Annotated in this window: 23 protein-coding genes; 3 read left to right on the top strand and 20 right to left on the bottom strand. The window is 63.7% G+C overall.

The window, feature by feature from the left end; genetic code table 11:
* Nucleotides 1-5 precede the first annotated feature (5 nt).
* A complete protein-coding gene (locus tag O0881_RS17375) occupies nt 6-539 on the bottom strand; it encodes an HAD hydrolase family protein (RefSeq protein WP_289912355.1) in 534 nt (177 codons plus the stop codon).
* Nucleotides 539-1,549, bottom strand: a complete 1,011-nt coding sequence (locus O0881_RS17380; RefSeq protein WP_289912356.1) for a KpsF/GutQ family sugar-phosphate isomerase — start codon at nt 1,547-1,549, stop codon at nt 539-541. Before O0881_RS17380 ends, O0881_RS17375 begins: the two co-directional genes overlap by 1 nt.
* Before the next feature lie 108 nt (nt 1,550-1,657).
* Here O0881_RS17380 and O0881_RS17385 point away from each other — a divergent pair, with 108 nt between their 5' ends.
* Complete coding sequence (locus tag O0881_RS17385; RefSeq protein WP_289905731.1) at nt 1,658-3,637, top strand: monovalent cation:proton antiporter family protein; 1,980 nt, start codon at nt 1,658-1,660, stop codon at nt 3,635-3,637.
* Here the strand turns inward: O0881_RS17385 and O0881_RS17390 are convergent, their stop codons facing one another.
* From O0881_RS17390 to O0881_RS17400, 3 genes are all read right to left on the bottom strand, one after another.
* Nucleotides 3,638-4,798: a DUF484 family protein gene (locus O0881_RS17390; RefSeq protein ID WP_289912357.1), complete on the bottom strand. Its 1,161-nt coding sequence runs from the start codon at nt 4,796-4,798 to the stop codon at nt 3,638-3,640.
* Between the two features lie 34 nt (nt 4,799-4,832).
* Nucleotides 4,833-5,684, bottom strand: coding sequence for an MOSC N-terminal beta barrel domain-containing protein (locus O0881_RS17395; RefSeq protein ID WP_289912358.1), 852 nt, complete (start codon nt 5,682-5,684; stop codon nt 4,833-4,835).
* A gap of 128 nt (nt 5,685-5,812) precedes the next feature.
* Nucleotides 5,813-6,907 carry a type II asparaginase gene (locus O0881_RS17400; RefSeq protein WP_099665695.1) on the bottom strand — a complete coding sequence of 365 codons (1,095 nt, stop codon included), beginning with the start codon at nt 6,905-6,907 and terminating at the stop codon, nt 5,813-5,815.
* Between the two features lie 133 nt (nt 6,908-7,040).
* Here O0881_RS17400 and O0881_RS17405 point away from each other — a divergent pair, with 133 nt between their 5' ends.
* Both O0881_RS17405 and O0881_RS17410 read left to right on the top strand, forming a co-directional pair.
* Nucleotides 7,041-7,535 carry a hypothetical protein gene (locus O0881_RS17405; protein ID WP_289912359.1) on the top strand — a complete coding sequence of 165 codons (495 nt, stop codon included), beginning with the start codon at nt 7,041-7,043 and terminating at the stop codon, nt 7,533-7,535.
* Nucleotides 7,532-8,368, top strand: coding sequence for a MipA/OmpV family protein (locus O0881_RS17410; protein ID WP_289912360.1), 837 nt, complete (start codon nt 7,532-7,534; stop codon nt 8,366-8,368). Before O0881_RS17405 ends, O0881_RS17410 begins: the two co-directional genes overlap by 4 nt.
* A 15-nt stretch (nt 8,369-8,383) precedes the next feature.
* On the opposite strand, the gene O0881_RS17415 is transcribed toward O0881_RS17410, so the two are convergent.
* The 15 genes from O0881_RS17415 to O0881_RS17485 form a co-directional block, all read right to left on the bottom strand.
* Nucleotides 8,384-10,837 (bottom strand): TonB-dependent receptor, encoded by a 2,454-nt coding sequence (locus O0881_RS17415; protein ID WP_289912361.1) that lies wholly within the window; start codon nt 10,835-10,837, stop codon nt 8,384-8,386.
* Between the two features lie 106 nt (nt 10,838-10,943).
* Nucleotides 10,944-11,927, bottom strand: a complete 984-nt coding sequence (locus O0881_RS17420) for a siderophore ABC transporter substrate-binding protein (RefSeq protein ID WP_289912362.1) — start codon at nt 11,925-11,927, stop codon at nt 10,944-10,946.
* Between the two features lies 1 nt (nt 11,928).
* Complete coding sequence (locus O0881_RS17425; RefSeq protein ID WP_289912363.1) at nt 11,929-12,699, bottom strand: ATP-binding cassette domain-containing protein; 771 nt, start codon at nt 12,697-12,699, stop codon at nt 11,929-11,931.
* Nucleotides 12,696-13,646, bottom strand: coding sequence for an iron chelate uptake ABC transporter family permease subunit (locus O0881_RS17430; RefSeq protein WP_289912364.1), 951 nt, complete (start codon nt 13,644-13,646; stop codon nt 12,696-12,698). The genes O0881_RS17425 and O0881_RS17430 overlap by 4 nt, the downstream gene beginning before the upstream one ends.
* Nucleotides 13,643-14,599, bottom strand: a complete 957-nt coding sequence (locus O0881_RS17435; protein ID WP_289912365.1) for an iron chelate uptake ABC transporter family permease subunit — start codon at nt 14,597-14,599, stop codon at nt 13,643-13,645. The genes O0881_RS17430 and O0881_RS17435 overlap by 4 nt, the downstream gene beginning before the upstream one ends.
* A complete protein-coding gene (locus O0881_RS17440; protein ID WP_289912366.1) occupies nt 14,596-16,389 on the bottom strand; it encodes an ABC transporter ATP-binding protein in 1,794 nt (597 codons plus the stop codon). The genes O0881_RS17435 and O0881_RS17440 overlap by 4 nt, the downstream gene beginning before the upstream one ends.
* Nucleotides 16,383-18,149: an ABC transporter ATP-binding protein gene (locus tag O0881_RS17445; RefSeq protein ID WP_289912367.1), complete on the bottom strand. Its 1,767-nt coding sequence runs from the start codon at nt 18,147-18,149 to the stop codon at nt 16,383-16,385. The genes O0881_RS17440 and O0881_RS17445 overlap by 7 nt, the downstream gene beginning before the upstream one ends.
* Nucleotides 18,150-18,252: 103 nt before the next feature.
* A complete protein-coding gene (locus O0881_RS17450; protein ID WP_289912368.1) occupies nt 18,253-19,233 on the bottom strand; it encodes a FecR domain-containing protein in 981 nt (326 codons plus the stop codon).
* A gap of 3 nt (nt 19,234-19,236) precedes the next feature.
* Nucleotides 19,237-19,755, bottom strand: a complete 519-nt coding sequence (locus O0881_RS17455) for a sigma-70 family RNA polymerase sigma factor (protein ID WP_251349364.1) — start codon at nt 19,753-19,755, stop codon at nt 19,237-19,239.
* Nucleotides 19,756-19,876: 121 nt separating this feature from the next.
* Nucleotides 19,877-21,289 (bottom strand): oligosaccharide flippase family protein, encoded by a 1,413-nt coding sequence (locus tag O0881_RS17460; RefSeq protein WP_289912369.1) that lies wholly within the window; start codon nt 21,287-21,289, stop codon nt 19,877-19,879.
* A 21-nt stretch (nt 21,290-21,310) separates the two neighbouring features.
* Nucleotides 21,311-21,862, bottom strand: a complete 552-nt coding sequence (locus tag O0881_RS17465; RefSeq protein WP_289912370.1) for a dTDP-4-dehydrorhamnose 3,5-epimerase family protein — start codon at nt 21,860-21,862, stop codon at nt 21,311-21,313.
* Nucleotides 21,863-21,917: 55 nt separating this feature from the next.
* Nucleotides 21,918-22,946 carry a glycosyltransferase family A protein gene (locus tag O0881_RS17470; protein WP_289912371.1) on the bottom strand — a complete coding sequence of 343 codons (1,029 nt, stop codon included), beginning with the start codon at nt 22,944-22,946 and terminating at the stop codon, nt 21,918-21,920.
* Between the two features lie 6 nt (nt 22,947-22,952).
* A complete protein-coding gene (gene ychF / locus O0881_RS17475; protein ID WP_086145737.1) occupies nt 22,953-24,044 on the bottom strand; it encodes a redox-regulated ATPase YchF in 1,092 nt (363 codons plus the stop codon).
* 216 nt (nt 24,045-24,260) lie between these two features.
* Nucleotides 24,261-24,845, bottom strand: a complete 585-nt coding sequence (gene pth / locus O0881_RS17480) for an aminoacyl-tRNA hydrolase (protein WP_289912372.1) — start codon at nt 24,843-24,845, stop codon at nt 24,261-24,263.
* A 116-nt stretch (nt 24,846-24,961) separates the two neighbouring features.
* Nucleotides 24,962-25,570 (bottom strand): 50S ribosomal protein L25/general stress protein Ctc, encoded by a 609-nt coding sequence (locus tag O0881_RS17485; protein WP_077408940.1) that lies wholly within the window; start codon nt 25,568-25,570, stop codon nt 24,962-24,964.
* Nucleotides 25,571-25,609: the final 39 nt, after the last annotated feature.

The raw sequence follows: 25,609 nt of genomic DNA on the forward strand, positions 1-25,609 counted from the left end.
GCGCCTCACTCCAGGAACGGCGCCATGACGCGCGCATAGTTGTCCTGGGCGCGCAGCAGGAATTCGCAGATCTCGCGCACCGCGCCGCGGCCGCCGCCGGCCTGCGTCACATGGTGGGCCATGCCCTGCACTTCCGGGCGTCCGCCCGGCACGCTGACGGCAAAGCCCACGCGTTTCAGGATGGGCGCGTCGATGACGTCGTCGCCGATATAGCCGCATTGCTCTTCCGTCAAGCCCGTCAGCGCCAGCAATTCGCGAAACGGCGTCAGCTTGTCGTGGCCGCCCTGGTGCACATGGGTAATGCCCAGGTCTTGCGCGCGGCGCGCCGTGATGGCCGAGCGGCGCGCGCTGATGATGGCCGTCTGCACGCCCGATTCCTGCAGCAGCTTGATGCCCAGGCCATCATACACATTAAACGTTTTCATCATCTCGCCGTCCGGGCCGAAATGCAGGCTGCCGTCGGTGAGCACGCCATCGACGTCAAAGATCATCAGTTTGACCTTGGCCGCCCGTGCCAGGTTGTCCGCCACGCTGTCCATCAGATCACCTTCGCTTGCGTCAGATCATGGATATGCAGCGCGCCCACCAGCTTGCCGTTGGTATCGACGACCAGCATCTGGTTGATGCGGAACTGCTCCATCACGGCCACGGCGTCGACGGCCAGGCGTTCGGGCGCGATGCTGCGCGGCTGCGCATGCATGACGTCGCGGATCGCCACTTGCGTGAAATCCTGCACACGCTCGAACATGCGGCGCAGATCGCCATCCGTAAACACGCCCACGGGACGGTTGTCCGCGTCGACGACGGCCGTCATGCCCATGCCCTTCTTCGTCATTTCCTCCAGCGCCTGCAGCAAGGAAGCGTCCACGGGCACCTTGGGTACGCGTTCGCCGCTGCGCATGACGTCATGCACGTGCGTGAGCAAACGGCGGCCCAGGGCGCCGCCCGGGTGCGAGCGGGCGAAATCTTCTTCCTTGAAGCCACGCAAGTCGAGCAAGGCCACGGCGATCGCGTCGCCCAGGGCCAGGGTGACGGTGGTGCTGGCCGTCGGCGCCAGGTTCAGCGGACAGGCTTCTTTCTCAACAGAAATATCCAGGTGCACGTCGGCCAGCTGGGCCAGGCTCGAATTGGGCTTGCCCGTCATGGAAATCAGCACGCCGCCCATGCGCTTGACGACGGGCATGATGGCCATCAGTTCCGATGATTCGCCGGAGTACGATATTGCAATAAAAGCATCGTCCGAGGTGACCATGCCCAGGTCGCCATGGGCCGCTTCGGCCGGATGCACGAACAGGGCCGGCGTGCCGGTGGAAGCGAGGGTGGCGGCAATCTTGCGCGCGATATGGCCGGACTTGCCGATGCCGGAGACGACGACTCGTCCTTTGCATTGCAGCAACATCGCCACGGCGCGGCCCACGCTGTCGTCCGTGGCCAGGCGCGCATGCAGCGCAACGATGGCGTCGGACTCGATCTGCAAGGTGGTGCGGGCCAGCGCGACAGCGCGCTCGGTCGTCGCTTGCATGTCAATTCGATCAAAAGCTTTCAGCATTGTTTTTTCATGGGTTACACTCATGCCCAAAGTATAAACGAATTAGGAAAGCAAAAAACTTGCCAGTCACAACAAACAACGATTTCCATTGACCGTACCGGGCAACCCATGTTTTCCTCGCTTGAACTGACCCTGATGTTACTCGGCAGCGCCGTGCTGGGCGTGGTCGCTTTCAGAATGTTGCATTTGCCGCCCATGCTGGGCTACCTGGCCGTCGGCATCGTCATCGGCCCCCACGCGCTGGGCCTGGCGGCGGAAAACGAGGCCAGCCACACCTTGGCCGAGTTCGGCGTCGTCTTCCTGATGTTTTCCATCGGGCTAGAATTCTCTCTACCCAAGTTCCTCGCCATGCGGCGCATCGTCTTCGGCCTCGGCATGGCGCAGGTGGTGACCACCATCATCGCCACCGTCGTCTTCGGCTGGTTTGTCGCCCGCTACCTGTCCGCCTATATCCACCTGAGCTGGCAAGCCGCCTTCGCCCTGGGCGGCGCGCTGGCCATGTCGTCGACGGCCATCGTCTCGAAAATGCTCACGGAGCGGCTGGAACTGGAAAGCGAACACGGCCGCAAGATCATCGGCATCCTGCTGTTCCAGGACCTGGCCGTCGTGCCCCTGCTGATCCTGATTCCCGCCCTCACCCGCGATTCGGACAACCTGGCCGAAACCCTGGCCTGGGCAGGCGGCAAGGCCCTGGTCGTGCTCATTTTGCTGCTGTTCATCGGCCAGAAGATGGTGCGCGGCTGGCTGACCATCGTCGCCAAGCGCCGCTCGCAAGAGTTGTTCATGCTCAACCTGCTGCTGATTACCCTGGGGGCGGCGTGGATCACGGAACGGGCAGGATTGTCGCTGGCCCTGGGGGCCTTTGTTGCCGGCATGCTCATTTCCGAGACGGAATTCAAGCACCAGGTGGAAGAGGATATCAAGCCCTTCCGCGACGTGCTGCTGGGCCTGTTCTTCATCACCGTCGGCATGCTGCTCAATATCCGCGTGGTGCTCGACAACTGGTGGCTCGTGCTGCTCTTGCTGTGCGGCCCCGTGCTGCTGAAATTCGCCCTGATCGCGGGCCTGGCCCGGCTGTTCGGCTCCAGCAACGGCGTGGCCTTGCGCACGGGGCTGGGCCTGGCGCAGGCGGGCGAATTCGGCTTCGTGCTGCTGAACCTGGCCGGCGGCATCAAGCTGATGGATCCGTTCGTCGTGCAGGTGGTGCTGGCGTCGATGGTGCTGTCGATGCTGGTGGCGCCCTTCCTCATCGCCAAGTCCGACGCCATCGTCATGAAACTGGCGGCCAACGACTGGATGATGCAATCCTTGGCGCTGACGAAGATCGCCACGCGCACCATGGCGTCACAGAAACACGTGCTGATTGCCGGCTTCGGACGCAGCGGGCAAAGCCTGGCCACCCTGCTGGCGGAAGAAAAGATCGAATACCACGCGCTGGACCTGGACCCGGAACGGGTACAGGAAGCGCAGCTGGCCGGCGCCCACGTGTCGTATGGCGACGCGGGCCGGCGCGAAAGCCTGGTGGCGGCCGGTATCTACCGGGCCAGCGCCGTGGTAATCACGTACGCCAACACGCCTTCGGCACTGAAATTATTGCATTTACTCAACGAAATGGCACCGACCTTGCCCGTCATCGTGCGCAGCCACGACGATACCGATCTCGACCAGCTGAAGAAGGCGGGCGCGGCCGAAGTAGTGCCGGAATTGATGGAAGGCAGCCTGATGCTCGCTTCGCACGCGCTGATCATGATGGGCGTGCCCCTGCGCCGCGTCGTGCACCGGGTGCAGGCCGCGCGCGAGGAGCGCTATGCCTCGCTGCGCGGCTATTTCCACGGTTCCAGCGACGCGGGCGACGATGCCGAGCTGGAACGCCTGCATACGGTCACCGTCAGCGACGGCGCACACTGCGTGGACTTGCCCTTGAGTGCGATCGACGTGGCCGGCTGCGGCGCGTTTGTCACGGCCATCCGCCGCGGCCGCGGCCGCCTCGACGTCACCCCCGAGACGCAGCTGGCCAGCGGTGACGTGGTGGTGCTGCGCGGCACGGCCGACGCCGTGGCCAAGGCGGAAACATTGCTATTGAAATAATTAGCTAGGTTGTGCCTGCCAGCTGATGACCTTGTTGCGGCCATCGGCCTTGGCCTGGTACAGGGCCTGGTCGGCGTGCGCCACCAGCTGCTGCGCCACCGTTTCGATCGGTAGCAGCGCCGCGTCCGCTTCCAGGCTGGCCACGCCGATCGAGACGCTGACCCACGCTTGCGCGCTGCCCGGCAAGTCGAACATGGTGCCGGCGATGCTGGCGCGGATGCGTTCGGCAACGAACGTCGCACTGTCGAGGTCGGCGTCGATCAGCAGCACGACGAATTCCTCGCCGCCGAAGCGGCCCAGCGCATCGGAGCGGCGCAATTCCGTGCGGATGCGCGTGGCCACTTCGCGCAGCACTTCATCGCCGCCCTGGTGGCCATAGGTGTCATTGACCAGCTTGAAATGGTCGATATCGATATACATGCATGAAATGCAATAATTCTGGCGCCGCGCGCGGGCGATTTCTTCCAGCAGCCGGCGGTCGATATAACGGCGGTTGTAGACGCCCGTCAAGGAATCGGTCAAGCCGATGTATTTCAGCATTTCATTGCTGATCACGTTTTCCAGGCAAATGGCGATGATGGAAGCCATGTGCTTGATGAAATCCGTGCCCAGCACGGGCGTAAAGCGCGTCACGTCGCTGCTGGCCAGGTTCAGGCTGCCAATCAGGCGCTTGTTGCGCAGCAAGGGCACCAGCGCCACGCTGCGCAGGGGCGAGCCGATGCCCGGGAAACGCGGGCCATGCACGGCGGCATCGAAGGCGCCCAGCAGCGGCAGCGGCGGCAAGGCCGCTTCGCCCTCGGCCACGGGCGCCGACGGGGCAAAACCCAGCTCCGCCACGGCATGCACGAATAGCAACTGCGGGAAGGCGCTGAAATCGACGCCCAGCTTTTCCATCACCAGCACGATATCGTCATCCTCGTCGAGCAGGCTCAAAGTGACGCCGTCGAGGTCGGAAATCACGGGCAAGGTGCGGAAAATGGTGCCGATCAGTTCGGGAAACGTGGACGCGCCGACGATTTCCAGGTCAAACGCCTGGTGGCGACACATGATGTCGTGGTTGCGCTCGACCTGTTCCAACAGGAAAGCCATGCGCGCCCGCAAGGCCTGGTTTTCGGCTTCGAGGCTGGCAATGCGCGGGTCCGGCGGTATTGCTTGATTCATAGAAACCTTAAACCCTTCTGTGCGGGCGCCATGCTTAAAATGCCAGTTCGAAACCGATGTCCTGCCCCACTACGATACGCTCATCGCCGCCTTCGGTGACGATGGCGTTCATGCCGAAGCAGATGGCGCCGTCAAGCTCGGGCTTGGCGCGGTAGCCATGCATGACGTCGAGCGGGTCCGGTCCGGGCACGCCCGTGGCCTGGTCCACCGACGGAATCGGGCAGCGCGAGCACGGCTTGACGGGTTTTAACACGGTCGCGCCGAATTGCAGGAAGTCGGCGTAGTCTTCCTCGAAGGCGCCGATATCGCCGATGACGAGATTGGGACGGAAACGGTTCATCGGCAAGGCCTCGCGGCCGGCGGCGCGCAGCTTGTCATTGACGTCGGCTAGCGAAGCGCTGCCGGCGATCAGCACCGGGTAGCCATCGGCAAACATGGTCGAGGCGGCCACGCCATCCGTCCACTTGGTGCTGGTGGCGCGCACCACGTCCGGGTGAAAGCGCACCAGGCGGCACGGTACGCCGACGGCGTTGGAAAACCAGGTGGCCGTGACGTCGTCGCAATCGTAGGCGCGCACGGTATCGTCCCACACTTGCACGTCCAGCATGGGCGCCAGTTGCGGATGCGGCAAGCCCAGCTCGATTTCCAGCCGCAACATGCCCGGCGCGCGCAATTCCAGGGTGGTGGCCTTGATGGAAGGCACGATCAGCGCCATGCGCGGATGTTCGCGCTGCGTCAGGAAGCGGCCCTGCTCGTCCACCACCATCCATTCGCGGTCGAACACGTGCTCGCTCATCAGCCCTGAGCGCGTCAGGACCGCCTCGCGCAAATGGATGCCGGCGCACGATTTGATCGGATACAGGATGATGTCGGACAGGATAGCCATGGACAGGGGAGAAGGAACAGTGTTGCTGCTTCAGCCAGGAAGTTATTCAAAAACGAAGTATGGCAGCAAAGCGGGCAAGCGTAAATCCGCCAAGCCCAGCCGCAGTGGCCGGGCCGACGTGACGGCGATCAATACGTGTAGAAAATACGCTGGATTTCTTGCGTACTATTGGTTTTGGTCAAGGCCAGCATCAGCAGGATGCGGGCTTTTTGCGGGTTCAGGGTGTCGGATACGACACTGTCGAGTTCATCGTCGTTGGCTTCGCCATTGCGCGCCACGATGCCCTGGCCGACGCGGCTCGAACGCACGATCAGCACGCCCTTCTGGCGCGCTTCCACCAGGGCCGGCTTCATTTGCGCGGCCACGCTGCCATCGCCCACGCCTGCGTGGATGATGCCCTTGGCGCCGGCGGCGATGAACGCGTCCATGCCGACGCGGTTCATGTTGGCGTAGCCGTAGACGATGTCCACTTGCGGCAGGGCATCGAGCTTGCTGATGTCAAATTCCGACTCCAGCGTGTGCTTGCGCGTCGACTGGCGGTAGAAAAAGGCCTTGCTGCCCTGGATGTAGCCCAGCATGCCCAGTTCCGGCGACTTGAAGGTGTCGGTGGTCGATGTATTGGTTTTGGTCACTTCGCGCGCGGCGTTGATCTGGTCGTTCAAGGCCACCAAGACGCCCTTGCCCACGGCTTCCTTGCTGCCCGCCAGCATCACGGCGTTGTACAGGTTGATGGGGCCGTCAGCCGAGATGGCCGTCGACGGACGCATGGCGCCCACCACCACCACCGGTTTATGGCTCTTCACGGTCAGGTTCAGGAAATACGCCGTTTCCTCGATGGTGTCGGTGCCGTGCGTGACGACCACGCCATCGACATCGCTCGAGGCCAGCAGCACGTTGATGCGCTTGGCCAGGGCCAGCCAGTGGCTATTACCCATGCTTTCGCTGGCGATCTGGAACACTTGCTCGCCCTTCACGTTCGCCACTTTTTTCAATTCCGGCACGGCCGCGATCAGGCGCTCGACACCCACGGTGGCCGAGGTGTAGCCGACGGTGGTGGTGCTGTCGGCGCCGCTGCCGGCGATGGTGCCGCCCGTGGCCAGGATCACCACATTCGGCAATTTGACGGCCGCCTGCTGCGCGCGCGCGGGGGAAGCGGCGATAAAGCCCATCAGCATGGTAGCCAGCATCAGCTGTGCACAAGAATGGAATTTGCGTGAAAACATGGTGCTCCCGTGAGGTGTACTGTCAAAAATAACAAAGTCGTGTGCAAATTATATGTCATCCATGCCGGGGCAAATCCCGAATTCATGCGTATCGCGCAAACGTGCGCGCCTTCCCTTACGCTACAGTGGCGCCATGTCCACACTGCCGCCCATCCGGTCTTGCCTCCTCCTGCCGTTCGTCTTGATGGCGCTCAATGCCTGCGCCACGCAAATCGAACTGCGCACGGCGGCGCAACAGGAACAATGGGGGCGAGAAGCGGCCAGCCAGGGCGACTGGACACAAGCCATGCGCAACTACGCGGACGCCGTCGGGAATGTCGAACTGGGCCACGGCGATCTCGCTTGGCAAGCACGGCTGCACCACCAGGCGGGACGCGCCGCCAGCGGGGCCTGCCGCTACGATGCGGCCGAATTTCATTTCCGCCAGGCCATCGCGCTGGCGAAAAGCAGCAAACAATCGAGCGCCCTCGGCTACAAGGCCCTGATCGACCTGTATGAACGCCAGGGCAAGGCGACAGAAGCCTTGGCCGTGCGCAATGAACTGGGGTTTCATCAATCGTGGGCACTGGGCGCCTTTGCCGACCTGGAATCACTGCCTGTGGGCAAACCTTGCGGAGTTGCTCGATGAATCTCGCACGTCCCTTGCTGGCCGCCTCCACCCTCTGCGCCACCATGGCGCCGGCGCGCGCCGTCGAAGCACCGCTGCCCTTATGGGAAGCGGGCGTGTTTGGCGGCACGGCCGTCACGCCCGCCTATCCGGGCGCCAGCGAACGCTCGACGCGCAGCCTGGCCCTGCCCTATCTGATTTATCGCGGGAAAGTCTTGCGCGCCGACCGCTCCGGCGTGGGAGCGCGCCTGCTCGATACGGAGCGATTCGATTTCGATATCGGTTTTGCCCTGTCCTTGCCGGCCAGGTCCAGCGACGTGCCGGCCCGGCGCGGCATGCCGGACCTGGGTACCTTGGTGGAATTTGGCCCGCGCCTGAAAATCAGGCTGGCCGAGCCGACGCAGCACAGCCGCCTGGGGCTGGAGCTGCCCTTGCGCGCCGTCATCGAAGCGCGCGGCGGCCTGCGCCGCCAAGGCACCACCTTCGAGCCGCGCCTCGTGTATGGGCTGCAAGGCGGGCAACAGGCCTGGCATGTGGACGCCAGCCTGGGCGCCGTGCTGGGCAATGCCGCCATCAACGATTACTTGTATGGCGTCAGTCCCGCATTTGCCACCGGCCAGCGCCCCGCGTATGCGGCAAAAAGCGGGCTGATGCTCACGCGGCTGGGCCTGGGCGGTTCCTACCGGCTGCAGCGTGACTGGCGCGCCTTTGCCTTTGTACGCTACGACACTTACACAGGCGCCGCCAACCGCGCCAGCCCCCTGCTGCGCCAAAACAGCGGCACCTCGGCCGGCATCGGCCTGATGTGGACGTGGCAACGTTCAAGCAGCCAGGCGCGAGGCCCGGACGAGTAATAACAGCGAGACGGCTTAAAACTCCGTCGTGGCCGACAACATGACCGTGCGCGGCGCGCCCAGGCCCAGGCTGGTCCATTGCGGCAACGCCCAGTACGCCCTGTTGCCGACGTTCGTCACGCTGGCGCGCACGGTCAGGGGCCGGCCCGCCGCCTTCGTCGCATAGCGGGCGCCCAGGTCAAACACGGTGCGGCCCGGCACGGACATCGAATTGTCGGCATTGATGTATTGCTTCGATGCCGCCGTCGCATTCGCCGTCAGGGTCACGCCAGGGATGGCGGGCGTATCCCACTCGACGCCCAGCTTGGCTTGCAGCTTGGGCACGCCCGTCGCCTGCTTGCCCTGATTGGCGCCGCCCATGGTCTTGCTCAAGACCGGGTCGACATACGCCACGCCGCCCATCAGGCGCACGTCGCGCAGGGGCGAGCCGAAGAAGCCCCAGTCGATGCCGCGGTTGCGCTGTTCTCCGCCAAAAGAAAAGATATTGCTGACAGGATCGACATAGCTGCTAGGGCGCTTGATTTCATACACGCTGAGCGTATGCGCGAACTCGCCCAGGTCGACCTTGACGCCCAGCTCCGCCTGCTTCGATTTGTATGGAGCAAAGACCTCGCCCGAGTTGGCGGCCGTCAACGGCGCCGTGGCGCCCTGGCTCAAGCCTTCGATGTAGTTGCCGTACAAGGAGATGGTCTTGCTGGCCTTGACCAGCAGGGCGACGGCGGGCGTGGTGGCGCTTTCGTCATAGCGCGAGGTGCGCGCGCCCGTCTTGATGTTGAAGTTATCGCTGAGCACTTCCTGGCGGCGCAAGCCCACCGTCAGCTGCACGGTGTCTTGCGCAAAGGAAAGTGTATCGACCAGGCCAAAGCTGGCCAGGCGCAGTTCCGCCTTGGAAATTTGCGGCGCGTCAAAGCGCGTCGCCGGGCCCCAGACGGGATGGTAGATGTTCGTGATCCAGTCTTTCGCCAGGGTATTGCGGCGGCCGTACTGCTTGTCCGTGTGGTGATAATACGTGGCGTTGACGGCCCATTGATGGCCGATGTCGCCCGTGCGCAACTTGCCCCGCAAACCCGCTTCCGCCGACTGTTTTTCCACGTCGAAGCCCAGGTCGGCGACGTTGGTGCGGTAATCGCCAGCCGTGTTGAATACCTGGATCAGATACGCGCCCGTCGACTGGTAGTCGGCCCGGCTGGCGCCCACGGCCGCGTACGCCATCACTTGCGCGTTCAAGTCCAGTTCGCCGCGCAGCATGGCGCCCTTGTCCTTGGTGTCGTAAAACGCCCAGCTGGGATTGAGCAGGGTTTCCGCTTTCGGCGGACGCGGCACGGGCAAGCCGGGGGCCAGGTTGACGCCCCGGTTCAAGCCATCGGCGCGGTCCTCGCTGTGATACAGGTCGGCGGACAGGCGCGCGCCATTGCCACGCCAGTCCAGGCCGACCGAGACGAGCCGGGTCTTCTTTTTCTGGTGGTCGATGGCGCCGTCGCCGTCGCGGTAGACGCCGTTGACCCGGATGCCGAATTGCTGATTCTCGCCAAAACGTTGACCCAGATCAATATGCCCTCCCCATTGCGAATCCGACATGTACGACGCCGTCACGCGCGCCAGCGGCGCATCGCCCGCGCGCTTGGGCACGAGGTTGATGCTGCCGCCCACGGAACCGCCCGGTGGCATGCCGTTGAGCAAGGCCGATGGCCCCTTCAGCACCTCGATACGCTCGAACATTTCAGGCGACGTACGGTAGTAGGGCGAGATGCCGTACAGTCCGCCAAACGCGACATCGCCGATATTCGAGCTGAAGCCCCGTATCGAGTAATTCTCGCCGATGATGCCCGTCATGCCGCTGCTGAAGACCGTAGGGTCGGCGGCGGAAATCACGTCGGTGATGTCGCGCGCCTGCCGGTCTTCGATGAATTTATCCGTATAGCTGATGGTGTTGAACGGCGTTTCCATGAAATCCTTGTCGCCAAGAAATCCCACGCGGCCGCCGGACGCCACTTGTCCGCCTGCATAGGCATCCGTCACGCTGTTGCCCTTGCCCCACACCGTTACGGCCGGCATAGTGGCGGCGGCTTCGGCGGCGGCGCTGTGCGCCGGTTCGCGGCGCACCGTGTAGCTGCCATTGCCCTCGCGCACGGCTTGCAAGCCATGGCCGCGCAGCAATTCGTAAAAGCCTTCGGGCACGCTGTAGCTGCCGGACAGGCCGGCGCTGTTCTTGCCTTGCAGCAAGCTAGCCTCGACCGTCAATTCGACGCCCGCCTCGGCCGCGAAAGTGTTGAGCGCCAAGCCCAGCGTACCGGCCGGCACGCTGAACGCTTGCCGGGCCTGGCCCGCCCCCGCTTGCGCATAGGCTGGCGGGGCCGCCACGCCCAGCGCCCCCACGGTCAAGCCCGTGATGAGCGCCAGTTGCACGGCGGTGGCGATACGGCTCAGGTTCAAGGCGGGAAGATGGCGGGTTGCCATGCGTTGGGTCATAAAGTAAATCCTTTCAGAAGGGATGATTGCTTGTTCTCACCCTATCTCCCGAACGAAAAGGCAAAACCCTCAATGCAAATACGACTCATTACGAAAATAATTTATCTCACTGATAACCCTTGAGCACGTCGTCGATCACCCGCTTCAGAGACGTCACGCTGGCCGCCGTGATGTACCAGGCGTCCGCATCGACGAAGACCACGCGGCCGTTCTTCCAGGCATTCGTCTGGCGCAACAGCGGATTGGCCATCTGTTCGGCCGTCATGACGGGACGGTGTTCCATCACGGCCGTGCGGTCCACCACGTAGATGATGTCGGGATTGGCTTGCTGGATGAATTCGCTGGAAATGGGCTGGCCATGCAAGCCCGCCTCGATGGCCGAGCTGGCAGGCTTCACGCCCAGCGCATCGAACACAAAACCGTAGCGCGACCGCACGCCAAAGGAACTGAAGGCGCCGTTGTTATGCAGCACGATGAGCGCCTTCTCGGGACGCTCCTGCGTCACCTTGCGCGCATCCGCCACCTTCGCGTCGAGCTCCGCGGCTTTCTGGTTAGCAATGTCTTCCTTGCCAAAGATGCGTCCCAGTGTGAGCAAGTGTTGCTTGACCACTTCGATGTGCTTGCTCTCGCTGTTCTGGTAATCCACGTCGAAATGCAAGGTGGGCGCGATCTGGCTCAGTTCCTTGTAATGGTTGGCCTGGATCGACGTCATCAGTATCAGGTCGGGCTGGAGCGCGTGGATATGCTCGAGATTCGGCTGCACGATGGCGCCCAGGTCGCGGATGCCCTGGTCTTCCTTGTAGCGGGTGAGGAAATGCGGCACGTAATCCTTCACCATGCCGGCCACGGGCACGCCCAGCTGGTCGAAGAAATCGACTTCGTTCATGTCGAGCACGGCCACCCTCTGGGGACGCTGCTTGAGCACCGTCGTGCCCAGCTTGTGCTCGATGGTGATGGGCGCAAACGCCTGCGGTGGCGCGGAGGCGGCAGGCGCTGGCGGCGTCGTGGCTGCCTTGTCGGTGCAGCCTTGCAGGGCAGCCATGGCGGCGAGCAGCACGGCCAGCGCGCAGCGGGATTTGTTCCAGATCATCTCAAGCTCCTGTGGGGGTAAAGTAATTGCAGACGCAGCCGCGCTCGTTGCGCACGATGTGAAAATCGATGTCGTACAGCGCGCGCAAGCGCTCTTCCGTCACGACCTCGTGCGAGGGGCCGGAAAAGCGCACGGCGCCGCCCTGCATGGCGACGATGTGGTCCGAATAGTTGGCGGCGAAATTGATGTCGTGGATCACCAGGATCACCGTGCGGCCCTGCTCGTCGCACAGGCGCCGCAGCGCGCGCATGATTTGCACGGCATGCTTCATGTCGAGGTTGTTGAGCGGCTCGTCGAGCAGCAGAATATCGGTCTGCTGGGCGATCGTCATGGCCAGGAAGGCCATCTGCCGCTGGCCGCCGCTCAGCTCATCGACATACGCCAGGCGCAGATGCTCCAGCGACAGGAAGGCGATGGCGTCATCGATCGCTTGCCGGTCCTGTTCGGTCAACGCGCCACGGCTGTAGGGAAAGCGGCCGAAGGCGACCAGCTCTTCCACCGTCAGGCGCAAGTGAAAATCGGGCGACTGGCGCAGGGTGGCCACGAGTCGTGCATAGTCCCGGATCTGGATGGTTGCAATGCTGCGCCCGTCTATCAGAATCTCGCCGCCATGCGCTTCCTGCAGACGCGCGATGAGCATCAGCAAGGTCGTCTTGCCGGCGCCGTTCGGGCCGATCAAGGATGTCACTTTCCCCCTGGGAAACTGCGCGCTGACCTTGGCCAGCACGCGCTTTTCGCCGTAGTTTTTTTCAATCTGTTTGACGTGGATCATGCTGTGCCTCGGGTGCGGACCATGAGCGCGAGGAAGTAGGCGCCACACACCAGGTTGACGAGGATGCCAACCGTGGTCCGGTAATTGAAAACGTGTTCGACCAGCAACTGGGCGGCCAGGAAGATGACGATGGCGATGGCGCAGCCCAGCGGCAAGGTGACGCGATGGCGCGCCGTGCGGGCCAGGGCGTAAGTCGTGTTCGCTACAAAGATGCCCATGAAGGCCGTCGGTCCCAGCAAGCTCGTCGACACCGCCACCAGCACGGCGATCAGCGCCAGCTGCAGCCGCACCATGCGCCGGTAATCGATACCGAGCGAGATGGCCTGTTCGCGCCCCAGCGCCAGCACGTCGAGCGCCGGCAAGGTTTTCAGCACGGCCACGCAGGCGGCGCCCGCCAGCACGGCCGAGTACAGCAACTGCACGGGCTGCGCCTTGTTGAACGAGGCCTGGCTGAATCCTTGCAAGATGGCAAATTCACCGGGACTGATGCGCAGCTGGATGAACTGGGTAAATGTGCCGATCACCATCGTCAGCACGAATCCCAGCAGCAACAGGAAATACACGTTATTCTTTCCATCACGAAACAGCCAATAGTGGATGGCCCAGGAATACGCGAGCATCAGCGCAATCGACACGACAAAATTGCCGTTCTGCCCCAGCAGCACCACGCTGTGCATGCCCATCGCGAGGATCAGCAGCGATTGCAGCAGCAAATACACGGCTTCGTAACCCATGACGGCCGGCGTCAGGATGCGGTTGCCGGCGATGGTCTGAAACACAATCGACGACACGGCCACGCAAACGCCGCCGATAACGATGGCGGCCAGGCGCGACATGCGCTTGGGAATGACGTAATCGACATCCAGATTTGCGCCGATGAAGAGGAAAGCGAGCGCCAGGGCCAACGCGGCCAGCCAGAGCATGCGCTGGTTCAAACGGCGCCTCATCGCCGCCCCCGGATGATCAATATGAGGAACAGCACGCCCCCCACGCCCCCTGCCGTCAGGCCGATGGGCACTTCGAATGGATAGATCAGCAAGCGCCCCGCGATGTCGCAGGCCAGCAGCAGCGACGCGCCGCCCAGCGCGACAATGGGCAGGGTGCGGTCCAGCTTGTCGCCGTAGCGCAAGGCCACCAGGTTGGGAATGGCCAGCCCGACAAACGGGATCGCCCCCACCGTGATCACCGTGGCCGCCACCGTGACGGCCACCAGCATCAGGCCCAGCGCCACCGTGCCCCCGTAGTTCAAGCCCAGGCTGGTGGCCATGCCCTCGCCCATGCCCAGCACCGTAAAGCGCTGCGCATACAGATACGTCAGAGCAACGATGGGCAGGATCAGATAAATGATTTCATAGTTGCCCTGCACGATCTTCGAGAAATCGCCCAGCAGCCAGCCCTGCATGCTTTGCAGGATGTTGTTGCGGTAAGCATAAAACTCGGCCACGGCGCTCAGCACGCCGCCATACACGAGGCCGATGACGGGGACGAGTATCGTATTCTTGAAGCGGATGCGGCGGATCAGGGCCACATACACGAGGCTGGCGGCAAAACAGAAGGCCAGCGCGAACGCCATCTTGCCGGCCGTGCCCGCCGCGGGCGCCACGGTGAGCGCCACGAGAATGCCCAGCTTGGCCGCGTCGAGACCGCCCGACGTGGCCGGCTCGACGAATTTGTTGCGCACGATGTGCTGCAGGATGACGCCGCACACGGACAGGCCCACGCCCGTCAGCACCAATGCCGCCAGGCGGGGCAGCCGGCTGGCCGTCAGGGTCAGCCAAGCGTCGGCGGACAGCGCGTCGGACGAGGACAACAACTGCGCCCACTCCATCTGCCGCGCACCGACCAGCAAGGACGTGCAGCACAGCAGGAAGAAGACGAAGAACAGACGCGCGCGTGTCAAATGCGGGACTCCGTGCCTGCCTGGCGGGCGGGTGCGGCGATGCGCCAGCCCTTGGCCGCCTGGCGCTGGGCCAGGAAGTGCGCGTACAGGCCGTGCTGCGCGCGCAAGGTGGCTGGCGCGCCTTGCTCGCGGATCACGCCACCGTCCAGCACGACGATCTGGTCGGCCATGGCCACCGTCGACAACTGGTGGGCGATGACGATCACCGTGCGCTTGCCGCGCAGCCGCGCCAGCGCTTCGGCAATGGCCGCCTGGTTTTCCGAGTCGAGCGCGGCCGTCGCCTCATCGACCAGCAAAATCGGCGCATCCTTGACCAGGGCGCGGGCAATCGCGATGCGCTGGCGTTCGCCGCCGGACAGGCGCGCGCCGCCCTCGCCGACCAGGGTATCGAGTCCCTGCGGCAGGCGGGCGATGATCTCGGCCACGCCCGCCTGGCGCGCCGCTTCCCGCACCTCGGCATCGGTGGCGCCGGGCTTGCCGATGCGAATGTTGTCGCCGATGCTGCCCTGGAACAGATAACTGTCCTGGAATATCTGGCTGATCTGGCCAGCCAATTGCTCGCTGGACATATCGCGCACATCGACGCCGCCCACCAGCACCGCGCCTGCGCTGGCGTCAAAGAAGCGCGCGATCAGGCGCACCAGGGTCGTCTTGCCGGAGCCGGACGCGCCGATCAGCGCCGTCATGCTGCCCGGCGCAATCTGCAGGTTGATGCTCGTCAAGACGTCGGTCTGATCCTGTGCATAGCGGAAAGCCACGCCGCGCAATTCGACGGCGCCGTCGCGCGGCGCCTGCGGCTTGTCTGCTTCCGGCAGCGGCTGCACGGCGAAAATATCGCGCGCCGCGTCGAGCGGGCCGCGCGCGCCGCGCAGCACTTCGCCATAGCTAGCCACTTCCTGCAGCGGGTCGACCAAGCGCACCACCAGCAGCAAGGCCACGATGACGGCGATGGCGTCGCCCGCGCCGGCAGCACCGCCCGCCAGGCTGTCAAGCCACAGCGCGGCGGCGGCCAGCAAGGCGGCGAAGATGGCTTGCACGGTCCAGGCGTTGAGCACCGACGACAGCGCCGACAGGTAAATGAGCCGCGTGCCCGCCTGGCGCTGCGCATCGATCGCTTGCTGCAGGAAACGCGTGCCGCCGTCAGCTGCACCACTGCCGTTGCCATTGAATGCGCGCAAGACGGATTGCGCTTGCGCAAACTCAACGAGGCGCTGGCTGGTCTGGGCAAAATGGTGGTGATAGGCATCGTCGGCGCGCTGGCCCAGGTACGCGGTGAGCCGCAAGGCGCCGACCAGCAGGGGCAGCGCCAGCAGCGCGATGAGACCCAGCTGCCAGTGCAGCGCGAACAGCGCGATGACCATCACGACGGGCGTGACGGCGCCGCAAATGACGGGCGTCAACACGTGGGCGGGCAGCTGGGCCACATTCATCATGCCTTGCGTGATGACGTGCCCCAGTTTTGCCGTGTTGTCCGGCGTGAACCAGCCGACGGGCAGGCGCGCCACGTGGTCGCCCAGGCGCTGGCGCGCCCCTTGCAGCACCGTCACGCCCACGCGCACGCCGGCCTTTTCCACCTGGCGCCGCCAGGCCCAGCAGGCGACCAGCCCGGCCAGCAGCACCAGCAGCCACAGGGCCGCGCCGCCCACGTCGCCACCCAGCAGGCGGCCCAGGGCCAGCACCAGCGCCGTGATGGTCAGCCCGCTGAGCACGCCATACGCGAGCGCCATGGCACAGTAGCGGCGGAACACGGGCGCGTCATCACCCAGCAGTTGAATAAACGTTTTCAGCATGGGAGCACCGTGTCTTCCTGGAAATCCTGATAGCCGCCCAGCGCCCACAGTTGCGCATAGCGGCCCTTGTCGGCGAGCAAGCCGGCATGGCTGCCCTGTTCGACGATGGCGCCGTTCTCGACGACGACGATGTTGTCGGCATGCATCACCGTGTCGAGCCGGTGCGCAATGATGAGCAGGGTGCGGTCCCGGGCAAAGCGCGACAGCGCGTCCTGGATCGCCACCTCGTTTTCCGCGTCGGCCGCGGCCGTCGCTTCATCGAGCACCAGCACGGACGGGTCGAGCAGCACGGCACGCGCGATGCTAACGCGCTGCAACTCGCCGCCGGACAATTGCGCATCCTCGCCGATGACGGAATCGTAGCCGCGCGGCAAGGCCAGGAGGCGTTCATGGATGTTCGCCAGGCGCGCCGCCTGTTCGATCTCGTGCATGCTGGCCGATGGCCGTCCCAGCGCGATGTTCTCGCGCACGCTGGCGTGGATCAGGCGCACTTCCTGCAGCACGAAACCGATGCGCCGGTACAGCTCGGGCGTGGCGATGTGCCGCAGGTCGACGCCGCCCAGGGTGATGCGCCCCTCGGTCGGGTCGAAAAAGCGCAGCAGCAGCCGCGCCAGGGTCGACTTGCCGGAACCGGAAGCGCCGACGATGGCCGTCACCGTGCCGGGCGGCAAAGTCAGCGTGATATCCGACAACACCTTGTTGTGTCCATCGTAGGCATAGCCGACGCCTTCCAGGCGGATCTCCGTGCCGTCGGGCAACTGCTGCTCATCCGGCGCCGGCTGCGCCAGCACGGGCGTGTCGAGCAAGGCTTGCACACGCTGGGCCGCCCCCGTGGCGTTGTTGAGGTCATGCGTCAGGTAATGCAGCAGCAGCATGGGCGCGGAAATGCCGGGCGCCACGAGCGCGAACGGCAGGATATCGACGGGCGCAATCCAGTCCAGGGCCACGAAGGCCGTGCCGGCAAGCACCACCACGCCCAGCACGGCGGCCGGCGCGATCAGCGCGTTGGCGTTGGCCATGGAACCGACCAGCGGACGGGTAAACGCGGAAAACGCATCGGCAAACGCATCGACGGCCGTGCGGTAGCTGCCGTGCGCGCGTCCCGTGGCGCCGAACGCCTTGACCACGGGAATGCCGTTGACGAATTCCACCACGGCATTGTTGATGCGCCCCATGCCGGCGACGAATTGCTCCATATTGCCGCCGCTGGCTTTCATGGCGCGGCCGAAGAACAGGAAAAAGCCGGGAAACGGCAGGATGGCGATGAGGGCCAGGCGCCAATCCATGGCGAATAGATACACGACGGAGATGGCGATGGCGCCCACGGCGCGCCCCGTCGTCGTATAGAAGTGCGCCGTGAGGCTGTGCAGGGTATTGATGTCGTCCTGCATCGCCTGCTTGACCTCGCCCGAGGCCCGGCTGGTGAACCAGCCCAGCGGCACCTGCCCCAGGCGCTGCATGGCTTGCAGGCGCAATCGATGCGTGAGGTGGTTGTCGGCCAGGTGTGCGGCCAGTTCGCCCAGCGACATCAGGACCATGCCGAGGAACAGGCAGGCGACGCTGGCGACGATGATCGGCCACACAGCGTCCGGCGCCAGCGCGGGGGCCATGGCGATTTGCGCGATCTGCGCGATGCCCGCCAAGGGCACCAGGGTGAGCATGGACCCCGTGCCGGCCAGCACGGCGGCGACGATCAGGCGTCCGCGGATGGGGTGCAGTATCCGGCTGATTGGGCCGGGCTGGCGGCGTTGGCTACGCATGGGAAAAACGGGAAAAAACGTGCATAAGGTCAATGAATAAGGGTGGCTCTCACCCTATATCCCGAACGAGAATGCAAAACCCTCAATCGGGCCCGAAAAATTGTCAGGCAGCGGCCTGGGGTATGGCTTGCACCGTCACCCAGTAGCGCGTGCGCGCGAGGATTTGTACGGGCAAGGCCAGCGCCAGGTTATGCAGCGCGCGATCCGTGTCGCGCAGGGAAAACACGCCGTTGACGCTCAGGCTGGCCACGGCCGGGTCGCAGCGCAGCAGGCCGGGGCGATAGCGGGCCAGTTCCGCCAGCAGCTCGTCCAGGCGCATGTTGTCGGCCACCAGCACGCCCTTCGTCCAGGCCGCCGCGCTGGCCGGCACGGGGGCGGCCGATTGCACGATGTCGGCCGAGAAGATGGCGCTGTAGCCCGTGGCGATGCCCACGGCGTGGCCGGGCGCATGCGCGAGGCGTATTTCGACGGCGCCCTCGAAGACGGCCACGCGCGACGTGTGTTCGTCTTGTCGCAAGGTAAAACGCGTGCCCAGCGCCTGCACCGTGCCGTGGCGGCCCTGCACGCGGAACGGCCGCTGTGCCGGGTCCGGGTCGTGCGCCGTGGTAACGAGGATTTCGCCGCTGCGCAGGATCAGCAAGCGCTCGCTGGCGTCGAAACGCACGTCGATGGCGGAAGCGGAAGCGAGCATCACGCGCGTACCGTCAGGCAAGATAATCTCGCGGATCTCGCCCGTGGCCGTGCCGTAGCCGGCCGTGGCCACTTGCCAGGCCTCCGTGCCGCGCAGCATGTACGCCATGCCGCCCACGGGCAGCAGCACGGCCAGCAGCTTCAGGGCACGGCGGCGATTCAGGTAGGCGGCCGGCGCCGGTTCGCGCAGCGCTTGCCGGGCCGCATCGCGCGGCACGCTGTGCAGCTTGCCCTCGAACGCTTGCAAACGCTGCCAGGCGATGGCGTGGTGCGGATGGGCCGCGCACCAGCGGGCACAGGCCGCCCGGTCTTCGTCGCTGGCGTCATCGGACCACAGGCGCGCCATCCACTGGGCAGCCTGCTGCACGACGGCGGGCGCAATCACCACCTCCATGGCTCAGGCGTCCGGCGCGTGCATGGCCTGGTAGCAGGCCAGCAAACCGGCGGCGATGTATTTTTCGACGGACGAGACGGACACCTGCAATTCGGCGGCGATGTCGCGATAGCTGAGGCCATCGAGTTTGCACAGCAACAGGGCCTTGCGCGCCTTGGCGGGCAGTTGGTGCAGCACCGCATCGATTTCCGTCAGCGCCTCGATCACCAGCGCGCGCTCTTCCTCGGACGGCGCCAGCGCCTCGGGCACCAAGGCCAGCACTTCCAGGTAGGCGGCCTCGATCTGGCGGCGGCGGTACAGGTCGATGACCATGCCGTTGGCGATCTGCGTCAGGTGACGGCGCGACTCCCCGGCCGGCGGCATGCGCCCCGTCTTCATCAGGTGCAGGTACACATCGTGCGCCAGGTCGGCCGCATCGAAGGCATTGCCGAGTTTACGGCGCAGCAAGCCGCGCAGCCAGTGATGGTGGTCGGTGTACAGACTGCTGACTTGCTGCTGAAGCGCTAACTCGGCGGTGCTCACGATACCCTTCCTGTCGCCAACGGCCGGCAAGAACAGGCGCATCGGATTATAAATGAGAATTATTCTCATTGTACGCGGAGTGACGAGGAAAACGCAATACGGCAACGAGCAGCAAACGCCCTCAGCCCTGCTGCCGGACGGGCCTGAACAGCCTGAAAGCGGCCCACAACGAAGGCCGGTAGACGTGCAATGCGGCAGCGAGCAGCACGCCCCACGCCAGCGGAGCAAGCCCCCCCAGGCGCTGGGCAAAAAACGCGTGGCCCGCTGCCAGCAGCGACAGCAGGACGGTGCTCAGGTACAGCGAACGGCGCGGCAGCGGACGCCAGACGCGCATGCCCAGCTCCGTCTTGACGACAAAATACACGAGGAAGCCCAGCAGTTGAGACACGGCGGCGCCCGTGGCGCCATGGCCCGGCACCAGCACGGCGCCCGCCAGCAAGGTGCCCAGCAAGCCGGCCGCAAAGGCGGCGATGGAAAATGCCGGACGGCGGGCCAGATTGATGCCGACGCCGGTCACTTCCGCCAGGGCATACAACAGCGGCTGGCCGACGGTAGCCACCGCCAGGTACGCGACGCCATGATAGTTGGAAGGCAAGACCCAGCCGATCAGCCAGGCCAGGGCGCCCGCCAGGCAAAAGCCCACCACCACGATGGCCTGCGCATGGCGGCAAATGGCCGCAATATTCGACAGGCCGCCGCCGGCCGCGGCCCATTTGTGCACTTGCGGTATCCAGACAATCGTAAAAATCGATTGCACCAGCCAGGCGCCGGCGGCCACGCGCGTGGCCAGCGCATAAATGCCGAGCTCGTCAAAGCCGGCAAAGAAACGCAGCAAGCCCATGCCGGCCGACAACATGAACATATAAAAGATCCCGCTCACCAGCAGGGGCGCCGCCTCGGAAAACAAACGCCGCAGCAGCACCCGGTCCACGGCGGTGTTCCAGGCTTGCGCCAGCGATACGCGCGCATGCCACAACAGCCATAGCGTGACCAGCCAGGTGGTGGCCACGACCAGGCTTGCCAGGTGCACGAAATTGCGCTGCGGATCCCACCACAGGACAGGCAGCAGCAACAGCAGCGATATTTTCGGCAAGACCTGCGCCAGGCTGAATACCCAGGCGCGCTCCTGCATGCGGAACAGCTGCGCGATCAGGCGATTGGCCAGGGCGCTCAGCATGCCGGCAGCGAACAGGACAGCCAGTGCAGGTTGCGCCACATCAAATAACAGTTGCGCTACGGGCGCGGCAAACACGAGTATCACGGCCAGCGCCACGGGCGCGAGCAGCACGGCCGGCAGCAGGCACGCTTTCAGCAAGCCGCTACGCGCGATGCTGTAATGGTATTCATGCAGGAAAGCCTTATCCAGCCCCAGCGACAGCAGCAAACCGGCCACCGTGCATGCGGTCATGAAGAAATCCAGCTTGCCGATGTCGGCAGGCGGAAACAGCCAGGCCACGGCAGGCACGATGGCCAGGCTGCACAGCAGCGACAAGATGGGGCCGGCTGAAAAACCCGCGAGACGGTTCAGGCGCATCGTTCAGCCGGGCCGGGCATCTCAGCCATGCCTATCGTTGGAGAAGCGATAGGGCACCGTGTCCGAATCGGCCGGCACGCGCCAGTGGTCCGGCGCATCATAGCGATACGCATGGTCCACCGCATTGACGAGGATGGCAAGAGTGCTGCAGTAATTTTGCACGCCATGCCAGACGCGCGGCGGCACGACGAGCAGGCCGGGACGCCTGGTGCCCAGCTTGAATTCGTTGAGCATGCCAAAGGTGGGCGAATCCTCGCGCGCGTCGTACAGCACCACGCGCATCTGGCCTGCCGCCACGAACAGGCGGTCCGTCGTGATGGCATGCGCATGCCAGGCGCTCAGTCCGCCCGGCTCCAGGGTCGAGGCGAATATCTGGCCAATCTGCGCTGTTGCATCAGGCACCCATTCGGTGCGAAAAATTTCAGTCAGGCTACCGTACGCCGTCAAGACAGGCTTGATTTCCTGAAAGATCACGCCATCGATCAAGGAAGGCGTTGTCGGCTTCCATTCCTTGGTAATACTGACACCATCCTGCTTCGCGCCAACCAACAACCAGTTATCTTTCTCAACCACCAGATCTACCCCTAGAATTTTATAAAAATGCTCTTATATATTGCAACCGTATTATCTATCGCCGCGACATGTCCTTCAATCCCCGGCGGCGGCGTAATTCACGTAAAAATGTGCCTTTGCGCCAATATTTGAGCCAGAAGCCGGGATGCGGCGGCCACAGCCCCAACATATAGCAAAGACGGCGTGACAATGCTTTCATGGCCGTTATCGCGGACTGTAGCGGTGCGATAAGACGCTCACGCCCCACCTTGCCATACAGCGTGGTGACTGCCTGCAGAATATTCAACGGATCTTGCATGTGCGTCCACCAGAACGCATGCTCGGCGTGTTGCCGGTCCAGGTAGGCATTGCTGCGGGTACCAGACTGGATCAGGATGGCGCCGATGCGAGGATGGGCCAGCATCGGCCGCCCCGCGCGATATACGCGGTGCAGCCAGGCTTGCGACGGCCAGCAGCGCACTTCCCATGAGGGCTGCCATGGGCCGATCTGCAGGGCCAGCTCACGCCGCATGACCCACAGGGTAGCGGGCACATCCATCCACGGACGGTACGGTTGCACGCCGTCTGCCAGCGCCCCCACCATGTGATACCCGACCGGCAAAACCACCAGTCCCAGGCCAAAGACCAGGTCGGCCGCGGTACGCTCGAGGACTTCAATACTGCTTTGCAAATGATCGGGCAACCACAGGTCGTCGTGGTTCAGGAATGCCAGATAGGTGCCGCGTGCCAGGCTGACGCCGAGATTGTTGGGTCCCGTCTGCTCGCCGTAATTGGTTTCCAGATTCACAAAGCGGATACGCGCGTCGCCGAACGCGGCGACCACCTCGGCGGTATCGTCGGTGCAGCAATCGCCGACAATAATCAGTTCCCAATCCTGCACGGTGCTGGCGAGTGCCGACTGAATAGCGTACCCGAGGATATTGCTCCGGTTATACGTGGCCATGACAATGGAAACGAGCGGTTGTTTCTCCGGCTGCATGGCAGGCCTTTTCAAATAGACAAACAAAAAATGCCGCTCAAATACATTGAGCGGCATTTCGCGATGGACGAATGCAGTATGTTGCTGGCGCTCGCCAGCAAGCATCTGTCCTTAGACGTTGAACAGGAAGTTCAGCACGTCGCCATCCTTGACGACGTATTCCTTGCCTTCGGCGCGCATCTTGCCCGCTTCCTTGGCGCCCGCTTCGCCCTTGTAGGCGATGAAGTCGTCATAGGCGATGGTTTGCGCGCGGATGAAGCCGCGTTCGAAGTCGGTGTGGATCACGCCGGCCGCCTGCGGTGCCGTGGCGCCGACAGGGATGGTCCAGGCGCGCACTTCCTTCACGCCTGCCGTGAAGTAGGTTTGCAGGCCCAGCAGCTTGTAGCCGGCGCGGATCAGACGGTCCAGGCCTGGCTCTTCCATGCCCATGTCGGCCAGGAAAGCGCCCTTGTCGGCGTCGTCCAGGTCGGCGATTTCCGCTTCCAGCGCCGCGCAGATGGCGACGATGGGAGCGTTTTGCGATTGCGCATAGGCTGTCAGCTGGTCCAGCAGCGGGTTATTCGTGAAGCCCGAATCGGACACGTTGGCCACGAACATGGCCGGCTTGGCCGTGATCAGGCACAGCGGCTTGATCAGTTCCATTTCGTCGGCGTCCAGGCCCATCGCGCGCACGGGTTTCGCGTCGTTCAGGTACGGCATCATGCGTTCCATGATGGCCAGCAGCTTGGCCGCATCCTTGTCGCCCGAGCGGGCTTTCTTGTTTTCGCGGTGGATGGCTTTTTCCACGGTGCCCATGTCGGCCAGCGCCAGTTCGGTCTGGATAACTTCGATATCGTCGAGCGGGTTGATCTTGCCTGCCACGTGGATGACGTTGTCATCTTCGAAGCAGCGCACGACGTTGACGATGGCATCCGTTTCACGGATGTGCGACAGGAACTGGTTGCCCAGGCCCTCGCCCTTCGATGCACCCGCCACCAGGCCGGCGATGTCGACGAATTCCACGATGGCGTTGACCATGCGTTCCGGCTTGACGATGGCGGCCAGCGCATCCATGCGTGGATCCGGCACTTCGACGACGCCGACGTTCGGCTCGATGGTGCAGAACGGATAGTTTTCAGCCGGAATGCCGGCTTTCGTCAGTGCATTGAACAGGGTGGACTTGCCGACGTTCGGCAAGCCGACGATACCGCATTGGAGACTCATGGGAAAACCTTTAATAATCAAAGCACATGGCGCCGTCTATCGGCGTGCTTGCCGTGCTGTTAGGGAAAACGGGGCGATTGTTCACCCTTTTCCGGGGATAGTGCGTGTGCTGCATTTCAAGGGGTCAATTGTACCCGTGTCCCGCGCGCTTCAACAGTCCGATGATGGGCAAATGACGCCAAAACAGTCGTATCGTGACGCCATCAGGCCCTGTTCTCAGACCGTATGCAGCTTCATGGTCGCCGCCTCGAACTTGCCTTCGACGATCTGCGGCATGACTTGCAAGGATTTTTCTATCGCTTGCTCGATCAGCTCCTGGTCTTCGCGGCGCGGGCGGTGCAGCACGAAGTCAGCCACCTGCTGCTGCAGGCTCAGGGTGCGCGGATGGCCGATGCCCAGGCGCAAGCGCCAGTAATCCTGCGTGCCCAGCGCGGCCGTGATGTCCTTCAAGCCATTGTGGCCGCCGGCCGAGCCGCCCTTCTTCAGGCGCGCGATGCCGGGCATCAGATCGAGTTCGTCGTGCACGACCAGCACTTCATCGGCGGCGATCTTGAAGAAACGCGCCAGCGCGCCCACGGACTGGCCCGAGCGGTTCATGAAGGTCAGCGGTTCGAGCAGCCAGACTTCGTTGCCGCCGATGGAGGTCTTGGCCAGCATGGCGTTGTAGCGCGAATCGCGCTGCAAGCGCGTGCCGGGCAAGCTGTTGGCGAGGTTGTCCACCAGCCAGAAGCCGGCATTGTGACGGGTTTGTTCGTATTCGGGTCCCGGGTTGCCGAGGCCGACGATCAGGCGTATGGGCATGGCTGTGTCTGCAGTGCAAAAAACGTATTATCGGTGAAAACAGGCAGAAAAAAACCCGTCCGGAGCGAACCGGACGGGTTTTTCCTTGCGACTACCGCATTGCTGCGGCGGCAAAATTACTTCTTGTCAGCAACAACTTCAGCAGCTGCGGCTTCAGCAGCAACGTGGCCAGCCGGTACCGAAGCGGTAGCGATGGTCAGGTTGGCGCCGTGGGTGACAGCGGTCACGCCAGCTGGCAGGACCAGGTCGCCAACGTGCAGCGAGTGACCGACGTCGATGTTCGACAGGTCAACGTTGATGAATTCTGGCAGTTGGCCTGGCAGGCACGAAACTTCGATTTCGTTGGCTACGTGGCTGATGGTCGCGCCGTGCAGTTTGACTGCTGGGGAAACGTCAGCGTTCGTGAAGTGCAGAGCAACTTTCACGTGGATAGCTTGCTTAGCGTCAACGCGTTGGAAGTCAGCGTGCAGAACCAGTTGTTTGTATGCGTGGACTTGGAAGTCGCGCAACAGAACTTGCTGGGAAACGCCGTCGATTTCCAGGTCCAGGATCGACGAGTGGAACACTTCTTTTTTCAGCGCGTGGTACAGGGCGTTGTGATCCAGCGAGATCAGCACTGGGGCTTCAGCGCCACCGTAGACGATACCAGGGGTTTGGCCGGAAATGCGCAGGCGGCGGCTCGCTCCGGAACCTTGCAATTCGCGTTTAAATGCGATAACTTTCATGTGAAACTCCAAGAAGAACAAGGCTTGCGCCTTGTGTTA

It is taken from the genome of Janthinobacterium sp. SUN100 (assembly GCF_030397705.1).
In the GTDB taxonomy this organism is placed as follows: domain Bacteria; phylum Pseudomonadota; class Gammaproteobacteria; order Burkholderiales; family Burkholderiaceae_D; genus Janthinobacterium; species Janthinobacterium kumbetense.